The sequence below is a fragment of the uncultured Brachyspira sp. genome, from assembly GCF_944390845.1.
Classification (GTDB): domain Bacteria; phylum Spirochaetota; class Brachyspiria; order Brachyspirales; family Brachyspiraceae; genus Brachyspira; species Brachyspira pulli.
Genome location: NZ_CALXRM010000014.1, coordinates 1 through 21681, shown reverse-complemented (window position 1 = coordinate 21681; position 21681 = coordinate 1). Strand labels below are relative to the sequence as shown.

General features: G+C 26.2%; 22 protein-coding genes. 20 read left to right on the top strand and 2 right to left on the bottom strand.

Annotated elements, in window-relative coordinates; all coding sequences use genetic code 11:
* The first annotated feature begins 458 nt into the window (after positions 1–458).
* The 20 genes from Q0K52_RS04520 (at position 459) to ftsH (ending at position 18713) form a co-directional block, all read left to right on the top strand.
* Positions 459–686 (top strand): Imm26 family immunity protein, encoded by a 228-nt coding sequence (locus tag Q0K52_RS04520; protein ID WP_297296917.1) that lies wholly within the window; start codon positions 459–461, stop codon positions 684–686.
* A gap of 3 nt (positions 687–689) precedes the next feature.
* Positions 690–953, top strand: coding sequence for a hypothetical protein (locus tag Q0K52_RS04515; RefSeq protein ID WP_297296915.1), 264 nt, complete (start codon positions 690–692; stop codon positions 951–953).
* 1295 nt (positions 954–2248) lie between these two features.
* Positions 2249–2716: a chemotaxis protein CheX gene (locus Q0K52_RS04510; RefSeq protein ID WP_297296912.1), complete on the top strand. Its 468-nt coding sequence runs from the start codon at positions 2249–2251 to the stop codon at positions 2714–2716.
* A 6-nt stretch (positions 2717–2722) separates the two neighbouring features.
* Entirely contained in the window at positions 2723–3145 is a 423-nt protein-coding gene (locus Q0K52_RS04505; RefSeq protein WP_297296910.1) for a response regulator, read from the top strand.
* A gap of 32 nt (positions 3146–3177) precedes the next feature.
* Positions 3178–3993 (top strand): protein-glutamate O-methyltransferase CheR, encoded by an 816-nt coding sequence (locus tag Q0K52_RS04500; RefSeq protein WP_297296908.1) that lies wholly within the window; start codon positions 3178–3180, stop codon positions 3991–3993.
* A gap of 11 nt (positions 3994–4004) precedes the next feature.
* Positions 4005–4418 carry a polymer-forming cytoskeletal protein gene (locus Q0K52_RS04495; RefSeq protein ID WP_297296906.1) on the top strand — a complete coding sequence of 138 codons (414 nt, stop codon included), beginning with the start codon at positions 4005–4007 and terminating at the stop codon, positions 4416–4418.
* A 10-nt stretch (positions 4419–4428) separates the two neighbouring features.
* The gene (locus Q0K52_RS04490) at positions 4429–5370 is read left to right on the top strand and encodes a tetratricopeptide repeat protein (RefSeq protein ID WP_297296904.1); all 942 of its coding nucleotides are present in this window, start codon (positions 4429–4431) and stop codon (positions 5368–5370) included.
* A 3-nt stretch (positions 5371–5373) separates the two neighbouring features.
* A complete protein-coding gene (locus Q0K52_RS04485; protein ID WP_297296902.1) occupies positions 5374–6399 on the top strand; it encodes a rod shape-determining protein in 1026 nt (341 codons plus the stop codon).
* Positions 6400–6458: 59 nt separating this feature from the next.
* Complete coding sequence (gene mreC / locus Q0K52_RS04480; protein ID WP_297296968.1) at positions 6459–7337, top strand: rod shape-determining protein MreC; 879 nt, start codon at positions 6459–6461, stop codon at positions 7335–7337.
* The gene (mreD, locus tag Q0K52_RS04475) at positions 7334–7876 is read left to right on the top strand and encodes a rod shape-determining protein MreD (protein WP_297296900.1); all 543 of its coding nucleotides are present in this window, start codon (positions 7334–7336) and stop codon (positions 7874–7876) included. The genes mreC and mreD overlap by 4 nt, the downstream gene beginning before the upstream one ends.
* 119 nt (positions 7877–7995) lie before the next feature.
* On the top strand, positions 7996–9129 hold the full coding sequence (locus tag Q0K52_RS04470; protein ID WP_297296898.1) for a hypothetical protein: 1134 nt from the start codon (positions 7996–7998) through the stop codon (positions 9127–9129).
* An 11-nt stretch (positions 9130–9140) separates the two neighbouring features.
* Positions 9141–10307 (top strand): glycosyltransferase family 2 protein, encoded by a 1167-nt coding sequence (locus Q0K52_RS04465; RefSeq protein ID WP_297296896.1) that lies wholly within the window; start codon positions 9141–9143, stop codon positions 10305–10307.
* A 12-nt stretch (positions 10308–10319) separates the two neighbouring features.
* Positions 10320–11507: a glycosyltransferase family 2 protein gene (locus Q0K52_RS04460; RefSeq protein WP_297296894.1), complete on the top strand. Its 1188-nt coding sequence runs from the start codon at positions 10320–10322 to the stop codon at positions 11505–11507.
* Between the two features lie 102 nt (positions 11508–11609).
* Positions 11610–12167 (top strand): adenylate cyclase, encoded by a 558-nt coding sequence (locus tag Q0K52_RS04455; protein ID WP_297296892.1) that lies wholly within the window; start codon positions 11610–11612, stop codon positions 12165–12167.
* Between the two features lie 155 nt (positions 12168–12322).
* Positions 12323–13339 carry a hypothetical protein gene (locus Q0K52_RS04450; RefSeq protein ID WP_297296890.1) on the top strand — a complete coding sequence of 339 codons (1017 nt, stop codon included), beginning with the start codon at positions 12323–12325 and terminating at the stop codon, positions 13337–13339.
* Positions 13340–13462: 123 nt separating this feature from the next.
* Positions 13463–14470, top strand: a complete 1008-nt coding sequence (locus Q0K52_RS04445) for a hypothetical protein (RefSeq protein ID WP_297296888.1) — start codon at positions 13463–13465, stop codon at positions 14468–14470.
* 58 nt (positions 14471–14528) lie between these two features.
* A complete protein-coding gene (locus tag Q0K52_RS04440) occupies positions 14529–15101 on the top strand; it encodes a DUF4390 domain-containing protein (protein ID WP_297296886.1) in 573 nt (190 codons plus the stop codon).
* A gap of 58 nt (positions 15102–15159) precedes the next feature.
* Positions 15160–15756 carry an NlpC/P60 family protein gene (locus Q0K52_RS04435; protein WP_297296966.1) on the top strand — a complete coding sequence of 199 codons (597 nt, stop codon included), beginning with the start codon at positions 15160–15162 and terminating at the stop codon, positions 15754–15756.
* 108 nt (positions 15757–15864) lie between these two features.
* Positions 15865–16545, top strand: a complete 681-nt coding sequence (locus Q0K52_RS04430) for an NlpC/P60 family protein (protein WP_297296884.1) — start codon at positions 15865–15867, stop codon at positions 16543–16545.
* A 59-nt stretch (positions 16546–16604) separates the two neighbouring features.
* Entirely contained in the window at positions 16605–18713 is a 2109-nt protein-coding gene (gene ftsH, locus Q0K52_RS04425; protein ID WP_297296882.1) for an ATP-dependent zinc metalloprotease FtsH, read from the top strand.
* Positions 18714–19131: 418 nt separating this feature from the next.
* Here ftsH and Q0K52_RS04420 read toward each other — a convergent pair whose 3' ends face one another.
* Positions 19132–20118 carry a P1 family peptidase gene (locus Q0K52_RS04420; RefSeq protein ID WP_297296880.1) on the bottom strand — a complete coding sequence of 329 codons (987 nt, stop codon included), beginning with the start codon at positions 20116–20118 and terminating at the stop codon, positions 19132–19134.
* A 429-nt stretch (positions 20119–20547) separates the two neighbouring features.
* Positions 20548–21642, bottom strand: a complete 1095-nt coding sequence (locus tag Q0K52_RS04415; protein WP_297296878.1) for an anaerobic sulfatase maturase — start codon at positions 21640–21642, stop codon at positions 20548–20550.
* Between the last annotated feature and the right edge of the window lie 39 nt (positions 21643–21681).

Below are 21681 nucleotides of genomic sequence, written 5' to 3'. Positions count from 1 at the left end.
AACACCCACCCTAGTTTTTTATAGATTAAAAAAATTCTTTAACGCACGGTTAATGCATTATTTTTTATTATTATAATTTTGATAATTAATTAATATATACCTAAACAATTATATTTTGTCAAAAATAAATTTATATTTTTGTTTTTATATCTGGGGCTTTGCCCCATACCCCAGTTCTTTTATTGGTATAAAAGAACCAAAACAACTGCATTTTTGACCTAAAACTAGGGTTTATACCATATTTAATACATATTCTTAAAATATAAAGTTCTAGCAATTGCGTTTTTTGCTACTTTTTTGTGCGGCAAAAAAGTAGATAATATCTATATAAAGTGCATCAATTGACAAACTTAAAAATTTTCAGTATATGTTTATAATATTATTCTGCGTGCGGTGAATATTAAAAAAAAAATAATTTAAGTACCGAAATAAAGATTATCATAATTAGGAAAATAATAATGAATTACTCTACAGAAAAAGAAGGCAATATATTTTTTATTCCGCTATTTTTGCCAAATGATATAAAAAATAATATTAAAAGTTATTCAAAAACAAATTTTCTTCCTACACAAAATTACGGCTTTGGAAGACTGATTGAAATTAATAAATCTGGGGGAGATTTAATAGAAATATTTAATTATACCGGAAATATTCCTGATGATCAAAATAATATAATAAAATCCTGACTTATGTTTGAAGCATTACATACTGCAATGGGATTTAACAAAAAGAGATGGAGATTTATTTTTGGAGGATTAAATTATGATAAAGAAAAAGATTCTAATTATTCTTCAATATCTTTTTTATTGGGCAATGAATATGATACAAAACTATGGATTGGAGGGAAAATAAAAACAATAGATAATTATGATACAAATAAATACAAAGAATGGATTATTTACTCACCCGTTGAAATAGAAGAAATGATAAGAAATAAAAAGTCTTTAATATAATTTTTATAATAAAGCAATAGTTTTAACTTAAAATTTAATATTTCTATTTTTTTTTATATAAAGGTTTAATTATGATTTATAAAATGTATTTTTATAATAACTAATAGCAATACAATTTTTAAAAACCTTGTACAATAAAGTAAAATGCTTTTTATTGATAATTTTATATTTAATTAAAGAAAATTTTTTATTAAAATTTAAAATTCATATAAATAATATTTTATACCACAAAAACATCAAAACATGATTAATTTTTAATATATACCTAAACAAATATATTTTGTTAAAAAATAATTTTTCAATTTAAAATATTCGCAAGGCCTTGACCACTACGCTGCAGCACCCCAGTTTTTTTACAACCGAAGGAAATACTGTAAGTGTAAAAAGAACCTATATCCTTGATAAACTCAGATACACTTCGCGAAAAACTGCATTTTTAGTATAAATTTAGAATATATCCTATATTTAATAAGTATTTTTAAATTATAAAGTTCTAGTAATTGCATTTTTTGCTACTTTGGCGAAGACTGCAGAATGTGTACTACAAAAATAGATAACATCTATTTAAAGCATAAATTGATGACAAACTTAAAAATTTTTATTGTTATCTTGCTAAGCCAGTTAATCAATCATAAATAAAAAGCCTTTATAACTTCATATTCTTGAAACAAGTATTAAATGTACAATAATATAAAATTTTAGTATAAATTGCTAAGGAATGTTGCTAAAACCTGGCTTAAATAACCAATAAGAAAAAATACAAAATTGGATAAAATTAATTGTGATCTGTAAATAATCACAGAAATATTAGGAAAATATGAAAATATTTTAAATTTATTTTTGAAAACTAAAATAATTATAATATATATACAAAAAAGCATATTTTTACAATTTTTTCAAAATATTAATTTAATAACATTAATAATTTTATATAATGATAATTTCTTATGCGGTAATAAAGAACAATAAAAGAACAACATCTTCATAATACTCAAAAATATTTTATATTACTGTTATTATAGAACAAACAATAAAATTTATTTTATTGTAATCCATAATTTTATAAATAAAAATACAGTTAAAATATATACATTATTTTTATAATAAAATTACATATTCATTTCAATTCACAATAAAATCAAATAATTTTACAATAATAAAAATATTGTTTTCAAGCAAATTATTTTTTTTTCGATATTTAAGATAATCATAAATAATTATTTTATAACTATACTTGCAAAAAATGTCATAAATTGTTAAAATGTAAGTAACTAGCATAATAAAGAGTATTTAAAATGAGACTTGACTATATAAGACCATTTACTGATGCTTCCAATGAGATATTGCAAAATTATTTGGGTGACAATATCAAAACTAGCGATATTACACTAAAAGGTGATTTTGTAAATGCTTCTGGTATTATAGCAATAGTAGCTCTATCCGAAGACATAGTTGGACATTTCATAATAGATATGGACGTAGAAACTGCTAAAAAAATAGTTTCTATAATGAATGATAGTGAAGTAAGAGATATTAATAAATTATCATTATCCACATTACAGGAATTGATAAATTTAATAGCTGGATTAGCTGTTACAAAATTAGAAGCAGACGGATATGACGTTGATATATCTCCGCCTGTTATAATGAAAAGCAAAAATTTAGAGGTTTCGATAAGCGATTCGGAATTTCTTCATATAAAATTAGATACCTCTATTGGCGATTTTAATATATTAGTTGCCGTAGAATCAGAAAAGGAGTAAATAAATATGGCTGACATTAATACAAAAGAAGCTGATGGTATAAACGAATTTGGAAAACCATACAAAGTTCTAATTGTAGATGACTCTGCTTTTGTTGTTAAACAATTGCAACAAATTTTTGTATCAGAACAATATAATGTAGTTGGTACAGCAGAAAATGGTGAGGAAGGCGTACTTATGTATAAAGAATACAAGCCAGACTTAGTAACTATGGATATTACAATGCCAAAAATGGATGGTATTACAGCCTTAACTAAAATAATAGAGTATGATAAAAATGCAAAAGTAGTTATGGTTAGTGCTTTAGGTAAAGAAGATATGGTTAAAAAAGCTTTATTAGCTGGTGCAAAAAACTATATCACTAAACCTTTAGATAGAAAAAAAGTTCTTGAACGTATTAAGATGGTTCTTGCAAAAAATAAACAATAAGTTTATTTTTATTAATTCTGGAATAATTAATTTTGAATGAGCTAAAATTAACTGACAAACAATTTGATCTGTTTAAAGATTTTGTATATAGAGAAAGCGGAATTTGTTTTAATGTTATCAATAAAATTATTTTAGAATCTCGAATTGCATCTTCTATGAAAGAGAGAAAACTTGATAAAGTAGAAGATTATTATAAACTCGTTTCTACAAATAAAGAGGAATTAAAAGCATTTTTAGATAACATTACTACAAACCTTACAAAATTTTTTAGAAATGAACCTAACTTCAAATTACTTAGAAATTATGTTTTGCCAAGAATAATGAAAACTAAAAAAGTTGGCGAACAAATAAGAATTTGGAGTGCCGGCTGTTCTACAGGTGAGGAACCCTACTCTATAGCTATAACTTGTTTAGAGACAGCTGGGATAAAAGCACAAGATATAAAAATATTTGCAAGTGATTTATCCCTTAATTCTTTGGTGGCTGCTAAAGAAGGAAGATATGAAGCTCACAAAGTGGAAAATGTTCCAGCAGAATATTTAAAAAAATATTTTGATAAATTATCATCAGGTGAATACTCTATAAAAAATGATATAAAAAAATTAATCACATTCGACTATCATAATCTAAGACATAGAGGAAGCCAAACTAATATGGATGTAATTTTTTGCAGGAATGTACTTATTTACTTTGATAACGAATCTGTAAAACTTACTGTTAATAGATTTTATGATATATTAAATGAACATGGATATTTATTTATAGGACATAGTGAGTCTTTGTTTGGACTTGATACAAAATTCAAATTCAATAATATAGATAATTCCATAGTATACACTAAAAACTAGGAGTTTTTTCGATGTTTATGAAAAGAAATGAGAGTACAGAATCTAATTCCATTATAGGTGAAGGCTCATATTTTAAAGGCGAATTTACATTAAACGGTACTTTAAGAGTAAATGGTTGTTATGAAGGTGAGATATTAGAAGTTGATAATGTTTTTGTGGGTCAGACAGGAAAAGTAAAATCAAATATAAAAACTGTATCAGCCGTTATAGAGGGAATAATTATAGGCAACATAGAAGCTAAAAATAGAGTTATGCTTATGCCTACAAGCAGAGTGCTTGGAGAAATCAGAACACCTGAATTGATTATACAAAATGGTGTTATACTTGAAGGTTTATGTATAGTGGCTCCAGACCCTCTTACTAATCCAAGAGAAACCATACTATCTTTATATAATAACAATACGGATAATAACGGAAATAAATAATTAATAGATTATGCCATATCTATATAATGTTGAAAAAAGAATTAGTATACATATCATTATTATAACTCTTATTGCTGTCCTTAGCATTGTTGCAGTAGCATATTTATTCACATATAACTATATAGAAAAAAAAAGATTAAAATCTATATATGATTATATGGCATTAGAAGATTATGACAATGCCTCTTTTATATTCAGTGATCTTTATGCTAAAAGACCTCTAAATAAAAATATATTAGTTACAGGAATAGATTTATATTATGATATACTTATAAGATCAGATAAAAATGATATTATGAGACTTGCAAGCGAAAATATTATACGTTATGCAAATCAATTATTATTAACAGGAAAATTTGTAAAAAATAAGCGTGTTATATATCAGAGATTGGGCTATAGCTATCAAAGACTTGGAAAAGCTTATTATATCGATTCATATAATTCATATATAGATGCCATTAATGATGGAGATAATAGAATATCCACAACTATAGAATTATCAAAAGTATGTTATGAAATTGGTTTATACAAAGATGCTATAAAATATTTAGAAAACGCAATTGACAGAGAAATAAGGGAAAATAGTGAAGAATTTATAAATATGGAATTATATTATGAACTTGCCAATGCTTATGAGGGAGATAAAGATTATACTAAGGCAATACAAATATTATCATCAATGGATGGAAAATTTAAAGGCAATTCTATATTAGAGGCAAAAACATACTTCAAATTAGGCGATTTATATTATAGACAAGGATTATATAAGGAAAGCGAATTTTTTTACAAAAAGACATTAGAGATAGATGACAAAAATCCGGATTTATATTATAGTATAGGAACATTATATTTAGAAAACAAAAGAAGAAATGAAGCTATAAAAATGTTTAGAGAAGCTCTAAAAATAGATAATTCGTATAAGCCCGCTAGGGATATATTAAGGAGATTATAATAAATGTTTAACTGGTTATACAATATGTTCTCAAGTGATATGGGAATTGATTTAGGAACTGCTAACACTTTGGTATATGTAAAAGGAGAAGGAATTGTTTTAGCTGAACCATCAGTAGTAGCTATAGAAAAAAGTACAGGAAACGTTATTGCAGTTGGTAATGAAGCAAAAAGAATGTTAGGTAAAGTTCCTAACTCTATAGCAGCTATAAGACCAATGAGAGACGGGGTTATTGCTGACTTTGAAACTGTTGAAAAGATGATAAGATACTTTATTAATAAAGTACATAATAAAAGAACTTTAGTAAAGCCTAGAATAGCTATAGGTATTCCTACAGGTATTACAGAAGTAGAAAGAAGAGCTGTAAGAGAAAGCTGCGAACAGGCAGGAGCTAGAACAATATTTTTAATAGAACAGGCAAGAGCTGCCGCAATAGGTGCCGATATGCCTATAAATGAACCTCATGGAAATATGATAATAGAAATAGGAGGAGGTACTACAGAGGTAGCCGTACTTTCACTTGGAAGTATGGTAAGAAGTGCTTCTATACGTGTAGGCGGAGATGAGCTTGATGATGCTATTATTAAATATATGCAAAGAACTCACAACTTATATATCGGTGAAAAAACTGCTGAAGAAATAAAGATCAATATAGGTCATGCTTATAAAGGTGATATATCTAAAACTATGGATATAAGAGGAAGAGACTCTGTATCAGGACTTCCAAAAACTTTAACTATTAATAGTGCTGAAATAAAAGATGCTATAGCTGATATATTAATAGAAATATTAGAAGCTGTAAAATCTGTACTTAATCAGACACCTCCGGAAATTTCTGCTGATATAGTAGAAAGAGGAATAGTTATGAGCGGCGGTACTTCAATGCTTCCTGGTTTCACTGATTTGATATCTATGGAAACAGGTGTTCCTGTAATTCTTGCTGAAAGTCCTCTTACTTGTGTAGCTATAGGCTGCGGAAAGTTTATAGAGGAAACTAGAAATTTGAAAAATTACAGAAGATACTCTTAATCGGAAAAATAATAAAAATTTTATTAATATAGCCGATACTCATAGACGTGAAACTTTTTATAAAACATAAACTTCTTACTTTATATATTCTGCTAAATCTTATAGCAGGTGTACTTATGGTCTTAAATAGAAGTAATTTTGTATTTAATTTACAATCTATTTATGCTTTAGGTGTATACCCTATTCAAAGTGCCACAAAAAGTATTTCAAGGGCATTTGTATACATATATACAAGTATTACTGATATATTTACACTTCAAAGTCAGGTACAATTATTAAAAGATAGAATAGCAGAATTAAGCGGCGCTGCTTTAGAATATGAGCAATTAAGTGCTGAAAATGAAAGATTAAGAGCATTATTAAATGAAGCTCCTACAGATGAATACCCTTTAGAATATGCTGAAATAGTATCAAAAGACCCTCAAAACTTTTATACTACAATAGTTATAAATAAAGGAAGTGCTCATGGTATAGTTGTAGGAATGCCTGTTATATCTTATCAAAATGGATATAAAGGTTTGGTTGGAAAAGTTGTTGAGGTAAGAAGATATAACAGCAGAATATTATCTTTAGTTGACCAAAGATCGCAAATTTCTGTAATGCTTGAAAGCTCAAGAACTACGGGGATAATGGTTGGTCAAAGTCCTAAATCTACACAAACGCATTTGCAGTATATAGATTTACAAATGGACGTTGAAGAAGGTGAAAGAGTTGTTACAAGCGGTATGGGAGGAGTGTTCCCTAAAGGTATATTAGTTGGAACTATATTCAAAGTTGAAAAGAAAAATTATGGTCTTTTCCACGATTTATATGTAGAGCCTGCGGTAAACTTCTCTACTCTAGAAAATGTTTATGTAATAAAAAAGATACCTGATCAAGAAATCATTATGCTTGCTAATGAAGAAGATACTGAAGCAAATGGAGATAATACAAAATGAAAAGAATAATAACCGTTATCATTACAACTCTTATTTTGCTTTTAATACAATCATCTCCTGCTTATGATTTAATAAGAGTAGCTCTTGGAGCGAAACCAGATTTATTATTGATTTTCTTAGTTTTTATATCATTTAGATATGGTTCATTCGATGGTATAATATACGGATTTATTATAGGACTTTTACAAGATATAGTTTCAAGCGGTACTTTCGGTTCTTATGCTATGATATTTTTAAATATTGGTTTCTTTGTTGGATTCTTCAACACAAGAATATTTATCAAGCAAATTGCCGCAGGAATATTCGTAACTTTGGTAGGATATTTAATAAAAATTATAGCATTATTCTTAGTAACTTCTATATATTCTGATCTCTCAAATGTAGCTGTCTTAATAAGAGCAGAATTATTAGTAGGACTTCCTCTTACTGTTATATTATCATCTCCTTTATTCATATTGTTTGAAAAAGTTGCTCCTCTTATTTATGATAAAAACAAAATACATGTTGATGACAGCACTTCAAAAGAATATACAGAATAACAAAAAACATAAAAAACAAAATGCTTTTTATAATAAAACATTGACTTTATGTAATTCTGCTGTATACTAAAAAATATATGATTTTATCTAATTAATGTATATAAAAATAGGGAAATTATATGATAAAAAAAATTTTCTCCTATAAATCTGATAGGAAATATATAACTATTAATATTTTAGGAATAAAGATCACAATAAAAAAGAATATATACAAAGAATTTATTAAACATAAAATACCAGATAACTCAGTATTAATAATTGAATTTAATCCATATCATGGAGAAACTTTACCAGGTTTTATAAAATACTTTGAAGATTTAAACTATAATATAGATATTTTAATAGATTCTACACTATATAAAGATAAAGCTCTATCAAATTTCAATTATAAAAAATTAAATAAGATATTTGTATTCAATAAGTTCGACATAATTAATAATATATTACTTTTCCCTGTAATCAAAAAATATAATATTGTTTTTTTTAATAGTTATGTATTTACATTAGATAATAAAAGACAATCTATATTTGTTTATAAAGAAAAAGTATTAGATAATATGAATAAATATATATGTGTAGAACATAATGCTTTTTATGATTTTGAAAGAAATATAGATAAAAATAGAACTGTTACGCTTTTACCAAATAGTTTTTGTTCTAAATATATTAACCCTCATTATTATTTTGAAAAAAAACTAAACAATAAAAATAAAATTACAAAATTTGCAATATTTGCCAGAGAAGAAAACAGTCTAAAAAATATACAATTATTAATTGACTCTGTAAAAAAAATAATAGATATAGGAATAAATAATTTTAACTTAATTTTAGTTGGAAGAATAAACAAATTGAATATTGATATTACTGGATATGAAAAATATATAGCATTTACTGGTTATTTAGATTATGAATCTTTATACAAAGAAGTACAATTATCTGATTTTATTTTACCTATGCTAGATCCTAATATTGAAGACCATAAAAGATTTTTAGAAGATGTTTCTGGTACATTTCAGCTAATATATGGTTTTGGAAAAATACCTATAATACATAGTTTTTTTTCATATAGATATGGATTTAACAAAGAAAATGCCTTAATATATAATAATAATGATGAATTAGTAGAAAGTATTAAATATGCTATCAATATGGATAATGATGAATATTTACAAAAATCTAAAATGATATTTGAATATTCTGATATTTTATATAAAGAATCATTAGAAAATTTAAAATATATGTCAGAAAATTAATGGATAATTAAATGAATAAAATAAAAATAAGTGTAATAATACCTGTTTACAATGTAGAACAATATTTAAAAGAATGTTTAGATTCAGTAATTAATCAAAGTCTAAAAGATATAGAAATCATTTGTGTAGATGATTGTTCTACTGATAATAGTTACAAAATATTAGAAGAATATGCAAAAAAAGATAATAGAATAATAGTATTACAAAACGAAAAAAACAGCGGAGCTGGAACATCTAGAAATAAAGGTATTAATACTTCAAAAGGAGAATATATTGGTTTTATAGATTCTGATGATTATATATCTAAGGATTACTTTGAATCTTTATATAACACAGCTAAAAAATTTAATTCAGATATCACAAATAATATAAACATATATTTAGATACTAATTCTAAAATATCATACCATTATTATAATCTTAATAGAATATCAAAATTAGATATTGAATATGAAGCTGAAGCAAAAATAAAAAATATAAATATCTTATCAAAAAATATTATTACATATCATGTTTGGAATAAAATTTTTAAAAAAGAGTTTTTAAATAAAAAAAAATTACTATTTATAGAAAACAAAACAGGCTCATCAGAAGATGCCGATTTTATAATGAAAATTGTAATTAATAATCCTAAAATGTCATTTAACAATTTTGGAAAATATTACTATAGAAAAAGATCAAATTCTTCTATTGATACATCTATAAAAAATGTAGAGTATTGGAACGTTACTATAGAACAGATGCAAAATACGATACTCTATTGCAAACAAAATAAAATAGAATATTTAGATTATATATATATAAAAACTTGGCATTGCCCTTATTACTTATTTTCACTCTCTAACGAAATTAATAGGAAAAAGTGCTATAAATATTTACATGATTTTGCTTCATCTATACATATAAAAAAAGATTTAGTTACTCCAAATGGCGGAGAATATTTAGAATATAATGAATATTTATTAATAAAATCAAATGATACTTACGAAAAATATTTGTTAAATAAAGAAATATTTGATAAAATCAATAATATTAATAATAGATTAAACGAATTAAATAAAAAAATTACTCAAATAAACTCTAATTCAAAAAATATAAAAATATTTGGTATCGATAAATTTAATGATAGAAAAATTATATATTTTTTTGGAATAAAGATAACATTAAAAAATAATTAGGATAAAGTTATTATGAATAATATAAAAGTAAGTATAATTGTACCTGTATATGATGTTGAACCTTATTTAAAAGAATGTTTAGATAGCATTATCAATCAAACTTTAAAAGAAATAGAAATTATATGTATTGATGACTGTTCTTCTGATAACAGTTATAAAATATTAGAAGAATATACCAAAAAAGATAATAGAATTATACTATTACAAAATGATGAAAATAGGGGCGTAGGATATACTAGAAACGTTGGAGAAAAATTAGCTAAAGGAGAATACCTATATTTCATAGATCCTGATGATTATATTTCTTTAAACTTTTTAGAATGTTTATATAATACAGCAAAAAAATATGATTCTGATATAGTACATACTCTTAATATATATACAAATACAAATGGAAAATTAAACAAATATTGGCTTCATATAGACAATATTTTATCTGCTGAACAGAAAAAAAATATTGCAAATTATATGGAATATAAGTCAGAAGCATCATTAAAAAAACTTAATAGAAAAAATATAGAAACTACAAATTTTAATTTATGGTCTAAGCTATATAAAAAAGAATTTTTAATAAATCATAATTTATTCTCTAATGAAAGTAAAATAGGTGCAGGATATGATACGGAATTAACCCTTCGAATATTATTATATGAACCAAAATTATCATATAATAATAATGCTATATATTATTACAGAATAAGAGGAAATTCAATAGTTGATAAATATAAAAAAGAAATAGACAGATCAATATATATGATCGATAATATGAACAATATTATAAAATATTATAAAGAAAGAAGAACTGATTTACTAAACGATTTATATCCAAATGTTTTTACTCCTTGTTTTTATGTTTTTAATATTTCAACAGAAAGTAATAGAAGTATGTTTTATAGTTATATACATGATTTTACACTCAATATATATGTTTCAAAATCAGATCTTGATAATGATAAATATAATGAATATTTATTAATAAAAAATAATGATACTTATGAAAAATATTTATTAAATAAAGAATTATTTAATAAAATAAATAACATAAATAATAGAATAAATGAATTAGATAAAAAAATTAATAGTATGCTTACCAATAAAGTTTCTAAAAATACAAAACTGTTTGGTATCGATAAACTCAGTGACAGAAAAATTATATATTTCTTTGGTATCAAAATAACAATTAAGAAGAAAGTAAATTAAAAATATTGATGGTAATTAAATTTTATATAAATATTTTAGTATTGCTAATTTTATAATAAAAGTATAATATATAGAAAAAAGAAAATAAATAAAAAAATGAATATGGAAAATAAACATTTAAATTCTGAAATTGAAATTAAAGCTTATGTTAGAGATTTTGAATCTGTTATAAATTTCTTATATCAAAATGCGAAATTCAAAAAGAAGTATTTTAAAAAAGATATTTATTATGCCAAAGAAAAAAGCATAAAAGAAGGAAATATAAAAACAAGCGACTGTATAAGATTAAGAATAGAACATGGAGGATATACATTTTGCTCAAAAGAAAGAGAATTAATAGATGGTGTAGAAGTTAATGAAGAGAGAGAAATTAAAGTAACAAAAAAAAGAGCAAGATTTATAATAAATTTTTTATCATCATTACAAAAATACAAAGAATATGTACGTAAAGAAAAAAAAGGTTCTGCTTTTATATATAAAGATGCTTTAGTTGAGGTATCAAAAATAAAAAATTTAGGCGACTTTATAGAAATAGAATTTTTAAACTCAAAAGATACAGTAGAAGAGCAAATAATAAAATTAAAATCAATATTAAAAGAAATCGGCATAGAAGAAAAAGATATAGAAACTAAACCTTATATAGTTTTACTTTCACAATAAAACATATTAACAAAATACAATCATATTCTGCCATTATTTACATTATATTTACACCATATTTACATAGAAAATATTGAAAATATCATTATTTCACATATAATTATCCTAATAAATAAAAACTTATCAAAAATTAAAGAAAACATATTGGATAAAAAATGAATAAAAAATATTATAGCATAATTTTTATTATTCTATTATCAAGTTTATTGTACAGTCAAAATAGTAATTATAATTCATTAGAAAATAAAATGAATAATTACAAAGAAAAATTGAGTGTACAGTGGAAATATAATCCTCTTAGAGTATATGAAACAGATAAATATTTTTCACCTTGGCTTGATCTAGATAATTATAATACAAGTTTTTGGTTCGGTGATATTTTAAATGCTAAAACATTATATCCTAACAAAAATTTTAATTTAGACAACGTAGTAATGTATTTCAGTCCGAAATTGGCTGTAGATTTAGCTCCAATTGCATTTAATATAAATGGGGATAAACATAGATTTAGAATAGGTGTAGGATATTCTTTAAAATTATTTTTCAGCAGTTATAAAAAAGGAGAAGATCAATTATACGGTTCTACTTTTTTATATGGAAATTACATGCAAGTAGAGGCATATTTTGAATATATATTCAATAATAAATTAAAAATAAGATTTGCTCCTTTAAGACATATATGTGTTCATATGGGAGGCGATATACTTGGCGATGAAACATTATATGATAAGAAAAAAGAAGAATTTAGAGATGTTGGTTTTGAACAAATGCATTTATCTGCAAATTACAGATGGGGCTGGTTCTCATTTTATGGAGGAACTTCTTTTGCAATATCTGGATTTAATATTTCCAATTTAGCAAATTTATTTAATATTTATGCCGGCGCTGATGTAAGAATACCTATATGGGGAGAAATAAGTTTAATAACAGGTATTCATGTAGGAGCATATTTAGACAGAATAAATACCATAAATAGAACTCAAGGACATGGACAAGGATACCCTGTTACTCATAGTTATGATGAATGGACTCCTTCTATAGCTACAGGCATAGGTTTTGAAGTATATAGATTTGTAATCGGAGTAAAATACGAATATGCACGTTCAAAACAATTATATGCTTATAAAAAAATGGAAAGCAGAATAGGACTAGATGCCAGCCTATTTTTCTAAAAAAAAGCATAACTACATATAAAAATATCGTTTTTTATGATAAAGTATTATTGCTATATAAAGAAATAAATTTATAATTCATATCTCAATTATTTTTTACATTTTTATGACAAAAGAGAGACTATGATAAAAACAATTTTAACAATCACAATAATACTTATATCATTCACAACTATTATACATGCTGAAGAAACTAATTCTTTAAATGTAAAAATGGATAATTATACCCAAAAAATAAAAATGAAATGGGAATTTAATCCTTTAAAAAACTATGAAACAGATAGATATTTTTCAGGCTGGACTGATCCCAATGCCTATAACAGTAAATTCTGGATCGGAGAAATTTTTAATATTAAAGAAATGTATAATAATAGAAATTTCAATTTTGATAAAATGAATTTTTATTATCAGCCTACATTAGCAACTGAAATAACACCTATAGCATTTAGATATAATGATATACATAGATTTAAAATAGGTGTAGGATATTTAACACACTTTTTTCTATCAAGCTACAAAAAAGGATATGATCAATACTATGGACAAAGTTTAATGTATGGTACTTATATGCAAGTGGAAGTATTTTTTGATTATATATACAATAATACTTTTAAATTAAGAGTTACTCCATTAAAGCATATATGTGCTCATATAAGCGGAGATATATTGGGAGATCCTTCTTTATATGACAGAGAAAAAGAAAAATTCATGGACTCTGGATTTGAACAAATGCAAGTATCAGCATATTATAAATACGGCTGGTTCACATTTTATGGAGGGACAGACTTTGCTATTACAGGCTTTAAAAAGTCCAATATAGTTAATTTGTTCAGTGCCTTTATAGGAAGTGATTTAAGAATACCTATATGGGGAGAAATAAGTTTTATATCCGGTATTTATATAGCTGCTAATTATGATTTAATAAATGATATTACTAGAAACGTAAATGGTCAAAGGTATTTTATAAACAGCAGTTATAAACAATGGCTTCCTTCTATATCTGTAGGCGTTGGTTTTGAAATTTACAGAGTTATAATAGGATTAAAATATGATTATTCACGTTCAAAACAATTATATGCTCACAAAACGATGGAAAGTAAAATAGGATTGGATATAAGTTTGTATCTATAGTTATTGACTTATTATTACAGCAATATATACTATTGTAAAAATGATATAAAACTAAATTATGAAACGTATATTAATTTTATTTTTTATAATATCAGCTTCATCATTATATGCTTATGAATTAAGACTTCATTTTGTTAGAAGTTATATATATGACAATATACTATATGCTGATGTAAATACTACTTACACTGAACAAATTTACAATAATATTAAAAGATATATAGATAATGGTATTATAGTATTCATTAACTTCAGAATAGATTTAGCTAAAAAAAATTTATTTTTAGATGATAATATAAGGGAAATATATTTATATAGAAAAATATATTATGATTTTTTCACTAAAGAATATGTTGTATTAAGTTCTGAAACTATGAGAGAAACTAGAAATACAAATCTTCAAACCTTAATGAAAAATGTATCCGCAATAAATAGAATAGAAATAATAAATGTAAATAAATTAAATCATAAAAATACATTCTTTTTTAAAACTAGATTATCAATGCAGTTTCAAAATGCTTATCCATATCTGTCTGTATTTTTTAATATAATAACACCTCTGCAATATAGAATAAAATGGTTAAAATCTCAAGAGTTTACTATTAAAGATCTATATTATAATAATATGTAACTATTATTTATAATGAAAAATCCGATTTATATTTAACAGGAAAGTTGGAGGAATTATGATACGTTATTATATTGCTGTTTTGTTTATAACATTATCATTTTTTTCAGAAGTATTTTGTCAAAATAATACAAGAGAAGAAATAGTAAAATGGGCTAATTTTTATTTAAATAAAAAATATAAATATAATCAATCTGATACCATAACAAATCCTTATACAAAAGAAAAGAAGAAAGTAAATTTTGATTGTTCCGGATTTGTAAATGCTGTTTATTGGACTGCTGTAAAAAATCCTAGTATTAAATTTTCCGGTTCAACTGAAAATATATTTTATATATTATCCAAAGCAAATAAAACATATAAAAAATCTTTGCCTAATGTAGGAGATATAATATTTTTTGACGGAACTACATCTCCAAATAAAAAACTTACACATTCTGGTATAGTAATCAAAGTTGATGAAGATGAAACTATTACATATATACATGCCTCAACAAGTAAAGGACTTGTTTTAGGATATATGAATTTAAAATATCCAGATTTAGCTAGAAAAGACGGAAAAGTATTAAATAGCTATCTTAGAGGAGGAAGCACTCCTGAGGCCTATGCTTCATACTGTTTTAATAGTTATGGCACTATTTTTGAAAAACCAAATTAATAATTAATAAAATAAATATTTATATATCATTAAAAATAAGAATATTGTAAATTGCCTTGACTTTTTGCTAATATTTTATAAAATATTTTTCTATTATAAGAGTGTGTTATGCGTTTTTATACTACTATATTATTAATGTTGTTATCATCTATACTGTTTAGTCAAACTTATGGTTATGATAAGGAATATCAAAAACAATTAGAGAAAAGCGGTGTAGAAATAACAGATAAACAGAAGGAAAAAGTTAGATCAGATATAAAAAAATGGGCTAACTTTTATTTGGACAAACATTATCAATATAATGAAAAAGCCCTATTAACTCACCCAGCTTCAAAAGAAAAGAAAACATTTCGTTTTGATTGTTCTGGTTATGTAGCAGCTGTTTATTGGGCATCTAATATAGCAGTATTTGAAAAGCAGGCTATTTTGGATTCTGGCGGAGTAAAAACTATTTATGCAACTTTGTCAAAATACAAAAAGATATATAAAAATGTATTGCCTAATGTAGGCGATATTATTATGTTTGACAAAACTACATCAGATACAAAAAAGCTTACACATGCTGGTATAGTAATAGATGTTGATGAAAAAGATGAAACTGTAACTTATATTCATGCTTCAACAAGTAAGGGACTTATTTTAGGTTATATGAATTTAAAATACCCAGACTTAGCTAGAAAAGATGGAAAAATAATAAACAGTTATCTTAAAAGAGGCGGCGGAGTTAATGCTCTAGCTTCGCATTGTTTTAATAGTTATGGAACTATTTTAGATATACCAGAAAAATAATATGATTGACAAATATAAGTTTTTTTAATTTTTAGATATAAGACATATTTGGAGAATACATGAATAATAATAGTAGAAAGAACAAAAATAATAGAAGACAATCTATGCCTCAATCAGGCGGAGGTGGAAATCAAATTATTATCATACTGCTTCTTACAATGGTTGTAGTAATGGCAATAATGTATTTCCAAAAATCACCTCAAATAAAAGCAGAAGAATGGGATTATTCTACTGTAGTACAAAAGGTTAAAGAAGGTGTTGTTAAAGAAGTAACAATAGTTGATCAGAATATAAGAAATGGTAAAGCTATAGAAACAGTTAATGGCAAAATTACTGAGATAAACTTTTACTCTTATATACCATTTACTGCAAGCGGCTTCGTTAATTTACTTATAGATAATAATGTAAAAGTAAGAGGAGAAGCTGAAAAGCCTAGCTACCTAAATCTTATACTTATAAACTTACTTCCAATAATTTTAATAGGTTTCCTGCTTTGGTTCTTCATGTTTAGACAGGTTCAAGGTTCAAACAATAGAGCTATGAGCTTTGGAAAAAGCAGAGCAAGACTTTTAACTAAAGAAGATGTTAAAGTAACATTTAAAGATGTTGAAGGCTGTAAGGAAGCTAAAGAAGAATTGCAGGAAGTTGTACAATTCTTAAAGGATGCAAGCAAATTCACAAAACTTGGTGCTAAAATTCCTAAAGGTGTATTATTAGTAGGCCCTCCAGGTACAGGTAAAACTTTACTTGCTAAAGCAGTTGCAGGAGAAGCTAATGTACCTTTCTTTAGTATGTCTGGTTCTGAATTTGTTGAAATGTTTGTAGGTGTTGGTGCTTCAAGAGTTAGAGACTTATTTGAACAAGGTAAAAGATCTGCACCTTGTATCATATTTATAGACGAGCTTGATGCTGTGGGAAGAACTAGAGGTGCTGGATACGGCGGCGGTCATGATGAAAGAGAACAAACATTAAACCAAATGCTTGTTGAAATGGACGGTTTCAATACTGATACTAGAATAATCATATTTGCTGCTACTAACAGACCAGATGTATTAGACCCTGCCCTACTTCGTCCTGGAAGATTCGACAGACAAGTTGTTGTTGATTTACCTGACGTAAAAGGAAGAGAAGGAATATTTAAAGTACATATTGCTAAAATACAGCATGATCCTTCTATAGATTTGTATCATTTAGCTAGAGCTACTCCAGGTTTCTCTGGTGCTGATATAGCTAATATGGTTAATGAAGCTGCTTTAATAGCTGCTAGAAACGATAAATCAAGAGTTGAAATTTCTGACTTTGAAGAAGCCCGCGATAAAGTTATGATGGGGCCTGAAAGAAGAAGTATACTAATAAGTGAAAGAGAAAAACTTAATACTGCTTATCATGAAGCTGGACACACTTTGATGGCAGTTCTTCTTCAAAATACAGATGCTTTACATAAAGTTACTATAGTTCCTAGAGGAAGAAGTTTAGGTGCTACTTGGACTTTACCTCCTGACGGAAGATATACACTTCAAAGAAAAAAGGCTATTGATGAAATGTCTTTACTTCTTGGCGGACGTGTTGCTGAAGAATTCAAATTCGGGGAGGATTCAGTTACTACTGGTGCTTCTAATGATATAGAAAGAGTTACTGAACTTGCTAGAAGAATGGTATGTGAATGGGGTATGAGTAAATTAGGCCCTATATCTTTCGGTCAAAAAGAACAGCCAATATTCTTAGGTAAAGAGATTGCAAGACATAAAGACTACAGTGAAGAAACTGCTCAAAAAATAGATGAAGAAGTACATAAGTTTGTAATGAGAGCTTATGAAAGAACTAAAAAATTAATAGCTGAAAATGCTGATAAATTTGAATCTTTATCTAGAGAATTATTTGAAAAAGAATCTCTTGATATAGAAGATATAGAAAGAATATGTGAAGTTAAACTAGATAAAGTTAAAGACAAGCTAGTTTATGCTGGTAAAGACCCAAAAAGAGGTACTGATGAACTTGAAGATCCTTCTGCTTATCAAGACGGAGACGTACAAAGTGTAAAAGAGGAAGTATTTAATACTCCTATAAAACCTCTTAAGAAAGAAGAAAATAAGGAAGTGAAATCAATCAAAAAAAGCAGTGTTAAGAAAGTAACTCCTTCTAAAAAGAAAAAAAATCCAGAAGAATAAAAATTGATTTTTCTGATTAAAAATAAAAATGCCATAGCATGTAAAAATGTTATGGCATTTTTTATATATACCTAAACAATTATATTTTGTCAAAAATAAATTTATATTTTTGTTTTTATATCTGGGGCTTTGCCCCCACCCCCACTTCTTTTGCTACTGAAAGGAGTGCCTTTGGCGTGCCACAAAGAACCTATATCCTCGACAGGCTCGGATACGCTTCGCGAAAGGCTGCATTTTGACTTAAATTTAGTAATTTATCTTACATGTAAAACATAATTAGTATAATTTAATACTAATTTTATATTTGCACTTTTTGGTTCTTTGACGAAGTCCGCAGAGCGTACGCGGCGGGAAAAAGAACAACAAAAAATTGACAAACTTAAAAATTTTCAGTATATACTGAAAATTTCTAAATTTATCAATTTTTTATATCATTTAAGCATTGAAAACCATGAGAAGTTTCAGCATTTCTAACAGCATTATTTATAGCCTTACCCATTACAATAGCAGCAATTGTACCTACTGCATCTAAATTGGCATTAACATCACCTACACTCATAGCATAAATACTGTCGCCGTCTAATGTTGTATGAACTGGTTTTATAGTTCTTGCAAATCCATTATGTGCCATTGAAGCTATCTTTCCCATTTGTGATTTTGTGAATTTAGCATTTGTTATAATGGCACCTATTGTTGTATTTTCTTTTGTATTTGAGGCATTAGAAGTGAAAGATAAATTATTATTCTGTGTGATTTTTATTAATTCTTCTTCTGAACTTCTAAATCCATTTTTATTTTCATTAAGAAGCCCTGCAATCATTTTACCGCTGTCATAATCATATACATCACCGAAAGCATTAACAGAAACTACTGCCCCAATCTTCACATCATCAACTTGTACAGCATAGAAACCAAGTCCGGACTTCATAGCATAATCAGCACCGAGTATCTTTCCAACAGTAGCACCAGTACCAGCTCCATAATTACCCATTTTAGGATTATTATTCTGGGCATTAACACAAGCCTCATATCCCATATTAATATCAGGACGCACTTTATAATCGCCAATTCTCAAATCGAATATACAAGACTGACATACTAAAGGCACTTTTGTAACGCCAACATCAAAACCAATATTTCTTTCCTCTAAATATTTCATAACTCCGCCTGAAGCATCTAATCCGAATGCACTTCCTCCGCTAAGAAGAACTGCATGAACTATATCAGTAGAAGCCTGTGCCTTTGTAAGTTCGCTTTCTCTTGAAGCTGGTCCCCCTCCCCTAACATCTAAACCTATAACTGCACCTCTTTCACATATTATAACTGTACAGCCTGTTGCGGCTTCTTTATTTTCAGCATTGCCTATTTTTATATTTTCTATATCTGTGATTTTTATCTCTTTCATAAAATTATCCTAATTTATTTGTTATTATATTTATAAAACAAAATAAAAAGAAATGCAAACTATTTTTTATAATATACATATTAGAAAAATAAGTGTATTGTTGCTTCGCATAGCAGAATAAGATAATAAATAAATTTGTTTTATATTTTTATATATACCTAAACAACTATATTTGTCAAAAATAATTTTTTGAAATTTCAAATATTTGCAGGGCTTTGCCCTTACGAAGTACACAGCGTGCAGCACCCTAGTTCTTTTATTGATATAAAAGAACCAAAACAACTGCATTTGATTAAGCCCACATTTAATAAATATAAAGTTCTAGCAATTGCATTTTTCGTATAACGTATCCGAAATATAAAAAGTTTGACGAGTACTGAAAAAAGTTGATAATTCCATATAATGGCAAAGCCTAACAAATAATAAAATTTAATTATTCTTTTTCACCACTACAATAGGGCTTTCCTTTATTCTCATAATCTCTCTAATATCTATATTATTTTCTAAAAGCTCCCTCATAGCTTTCATATAAGGGTGAATATGATAAAAATATTTTTTGTATCCTTCACATAAATAATTTTTTCCTTCTTCACTGTCATAAAATTTATCGAATCTGTTTTTTGGGCATTCTCCTCTGCAGGCAAATAAAGCATCGCATCTTAAACAATTTTTAGGTAAATTTGATTTTTTAATTCCGAAAGATTTTTGTTTATCTGAATCAATTATACTTCTAGGATTATCATTTATTATATTTCCTATTTTGTAATGAGGATAAACATAATGATCGCAGCTGTAAATATCTCCATTATGCTCAACTACAGTGCATCCGCTGCATTCTTTTCCAAATAAACATATAGTACTATCTAACCCAAGCCAAGAAGTTAAAGCCCATTCAAAGTTCATAACAAATATTTCCCCAACATCTTTTTTAACCCATTCATCAAAAATAGATATCAAAAAATCTCCGTAACATTCAGGCTCAACAGAATAATCAGTAACTTTTTCATTTGAATTGCTGTTAGGTATAGAATGAGTTAGAGAAAGTTTTTTAGCTTCTTCATCTGGAAGTCTTTCTACTATAGGAGAAAATTGTATATATTTAATTTTATTTTCTTTGAAGAAGTTATATATTTCCAAAGGATATTTAGAAGAATATCTGCTTACAGAAGCTAAAACATTAAAATCTATATTATAATCTTGAAGCAGTTTCAAAGAATTAAAAACTCTATCAAAAGTACCATTTCCAAAAATATCTTTTCTGTATTTATTATGAATATCTTTATTACCGTCTAAACTTAAACCAACAAGAAAATTATTTTCTTTTAAGAACTTGCACCAATCATCATCTATTAAAAGTCCGTTAGTTTGTAATGAATTAGTAATATTTTTATTGCCAGCATATTTTTTCTGAAGCTTTACAACATCTTTATAAAAATCCAAAGAAGCAAGAGTAGGCTCCCCTCCCTGCCAAACAAAATTTATTTCCGGTATATACCTAAACAAATATATTTTGTCAATTTTCAAACAGATGAAAGTTCTCTGCTAATGCTATTGATAATTCAC

Excerpts from the sequence above, each read along its gene's own strand:
- Q0K52_RS04520 (WP_297296917.1), top strand. The coding sequence starts at position 459 with ATGAATTACTCTACAGAAAAAGAAGGCAATATATTTTTTATTCCGCTA.
- Q0K52_RS04515 (WP_297296915.1), top strand. The coding sequence starts at position 690 with ATGTTTGAAGCATTACATACTGCAATGGGATTTAACAAAAAGAGATGG.
- Q0K52_RS04510 (WP_297296912.1), top strand. The coding sequence starts at position 2,249 with ATGAGACTTGACTATATAAGACCATTTACTGATGCTTCCAATGAGATA.
- Q0K52_RS04505 (WP_297296910.1), top strand. The coding sequence starts at position 2,723 with ATGGCTGACATTAATACAAAAGAAGCTGATGGTATAAACGAATTTGGA.
- Q0K52_RS04495 (WP_297296906.1), top strand. The coding sequence starts at position 4,005 with ATGTTTATGAAAAGAAATGAGAGTACAGAATCTAATTCCATTATAGGT.
- Q0K52_RS04490 (WP_297296904.1), top strand. The coding sequence starts at position 4,429 with ATGCCATATCTATATAATGTTGAAAAAAGAATTAGTATACATATCATT.
- Q0K52_RS04485 (WP_297296902.1), top strand. The coding sequence starts at position 5,374 with ATGTTTAACTGGTTATACAATATGTTCTCAAGTGATATGGGAATTGAT.
- mreD (WP_297296900.1), top strand. The coding sequence starts at position 7,334 with ATGAAAAGAATAATAACCGTTATCATTACAACTCTTATTTTGCTTTTA.
- Q0K52_RS04470 (WP_297296898.1), top strand. The coding sequence starts at position 7,996 with ATGATAAAAAAAATTTTCTCCTATAAATCTGATAGGAAATATATAACT.
- Q0K52_RS04465 (WP_297296896.1), top strand. The coding sequence starts at position 9,141 with ATGAATAAAATAAAAATAAGTGTAATAATACCTGTTTACAATGTAGAA.
- Q0K52_RS04460 (WP_297296894.1), top strand. The coding sequence starts at position 10,320 with ATGAATAATATAAAAGTAAGTATAATTGTACCTGTATATGATGTTGAA.
- Q0K52_RS04455 (WP_297296892.1), top strand. The coding sequence starts at position 11,610 with ATGGAAAATAAACATTTAAATTCTGAAATTGAAATTAAAGCTTATGTT.
- Q0K52_RS04450 (WP_297296890.1), top strand. The coding sequence starts at position 12,323 with ATGAATAAAAAATATTATAGCATAATTTTTATTATTCTATTATCAAGT.
- Q0K52_RS04445 (WP_297296888.1), top strand. The coding sequence starts at position 13,463 with ATGATAAAAACAATTTTAACAATCACAATAATACTTATATCATTCACA.
- Q0K52_RS04440 (WP_297296886.1), top strand. The coding sequence starts at position 14,529 with ATGAAACGTATATTAATTTTATTTTTTATAATATCAGCTTCATCATTA.
- Q0K52_RS04430 (WP_297296884.1), top strand. The coding sequence starts at position 15,865 with ATGCGTTTTTATACTACTATATTATTAATGTTGTTATCATCTATACTG.
- ftsH (WP_297296882.1), top strand. The coding sequence starts at position 16,605 with ATGAATAATAATAGTAGAAAGAACAAAAATAATAGAAGACAATCTATG.
- Q0K52_RS04420 (WP_297296880.1), bottom strand. The coding sequence starts at position 20,118 with ATGAAAGAGATAAAAATCACAGATATAGAAAATATAAAAATAGGCAAT.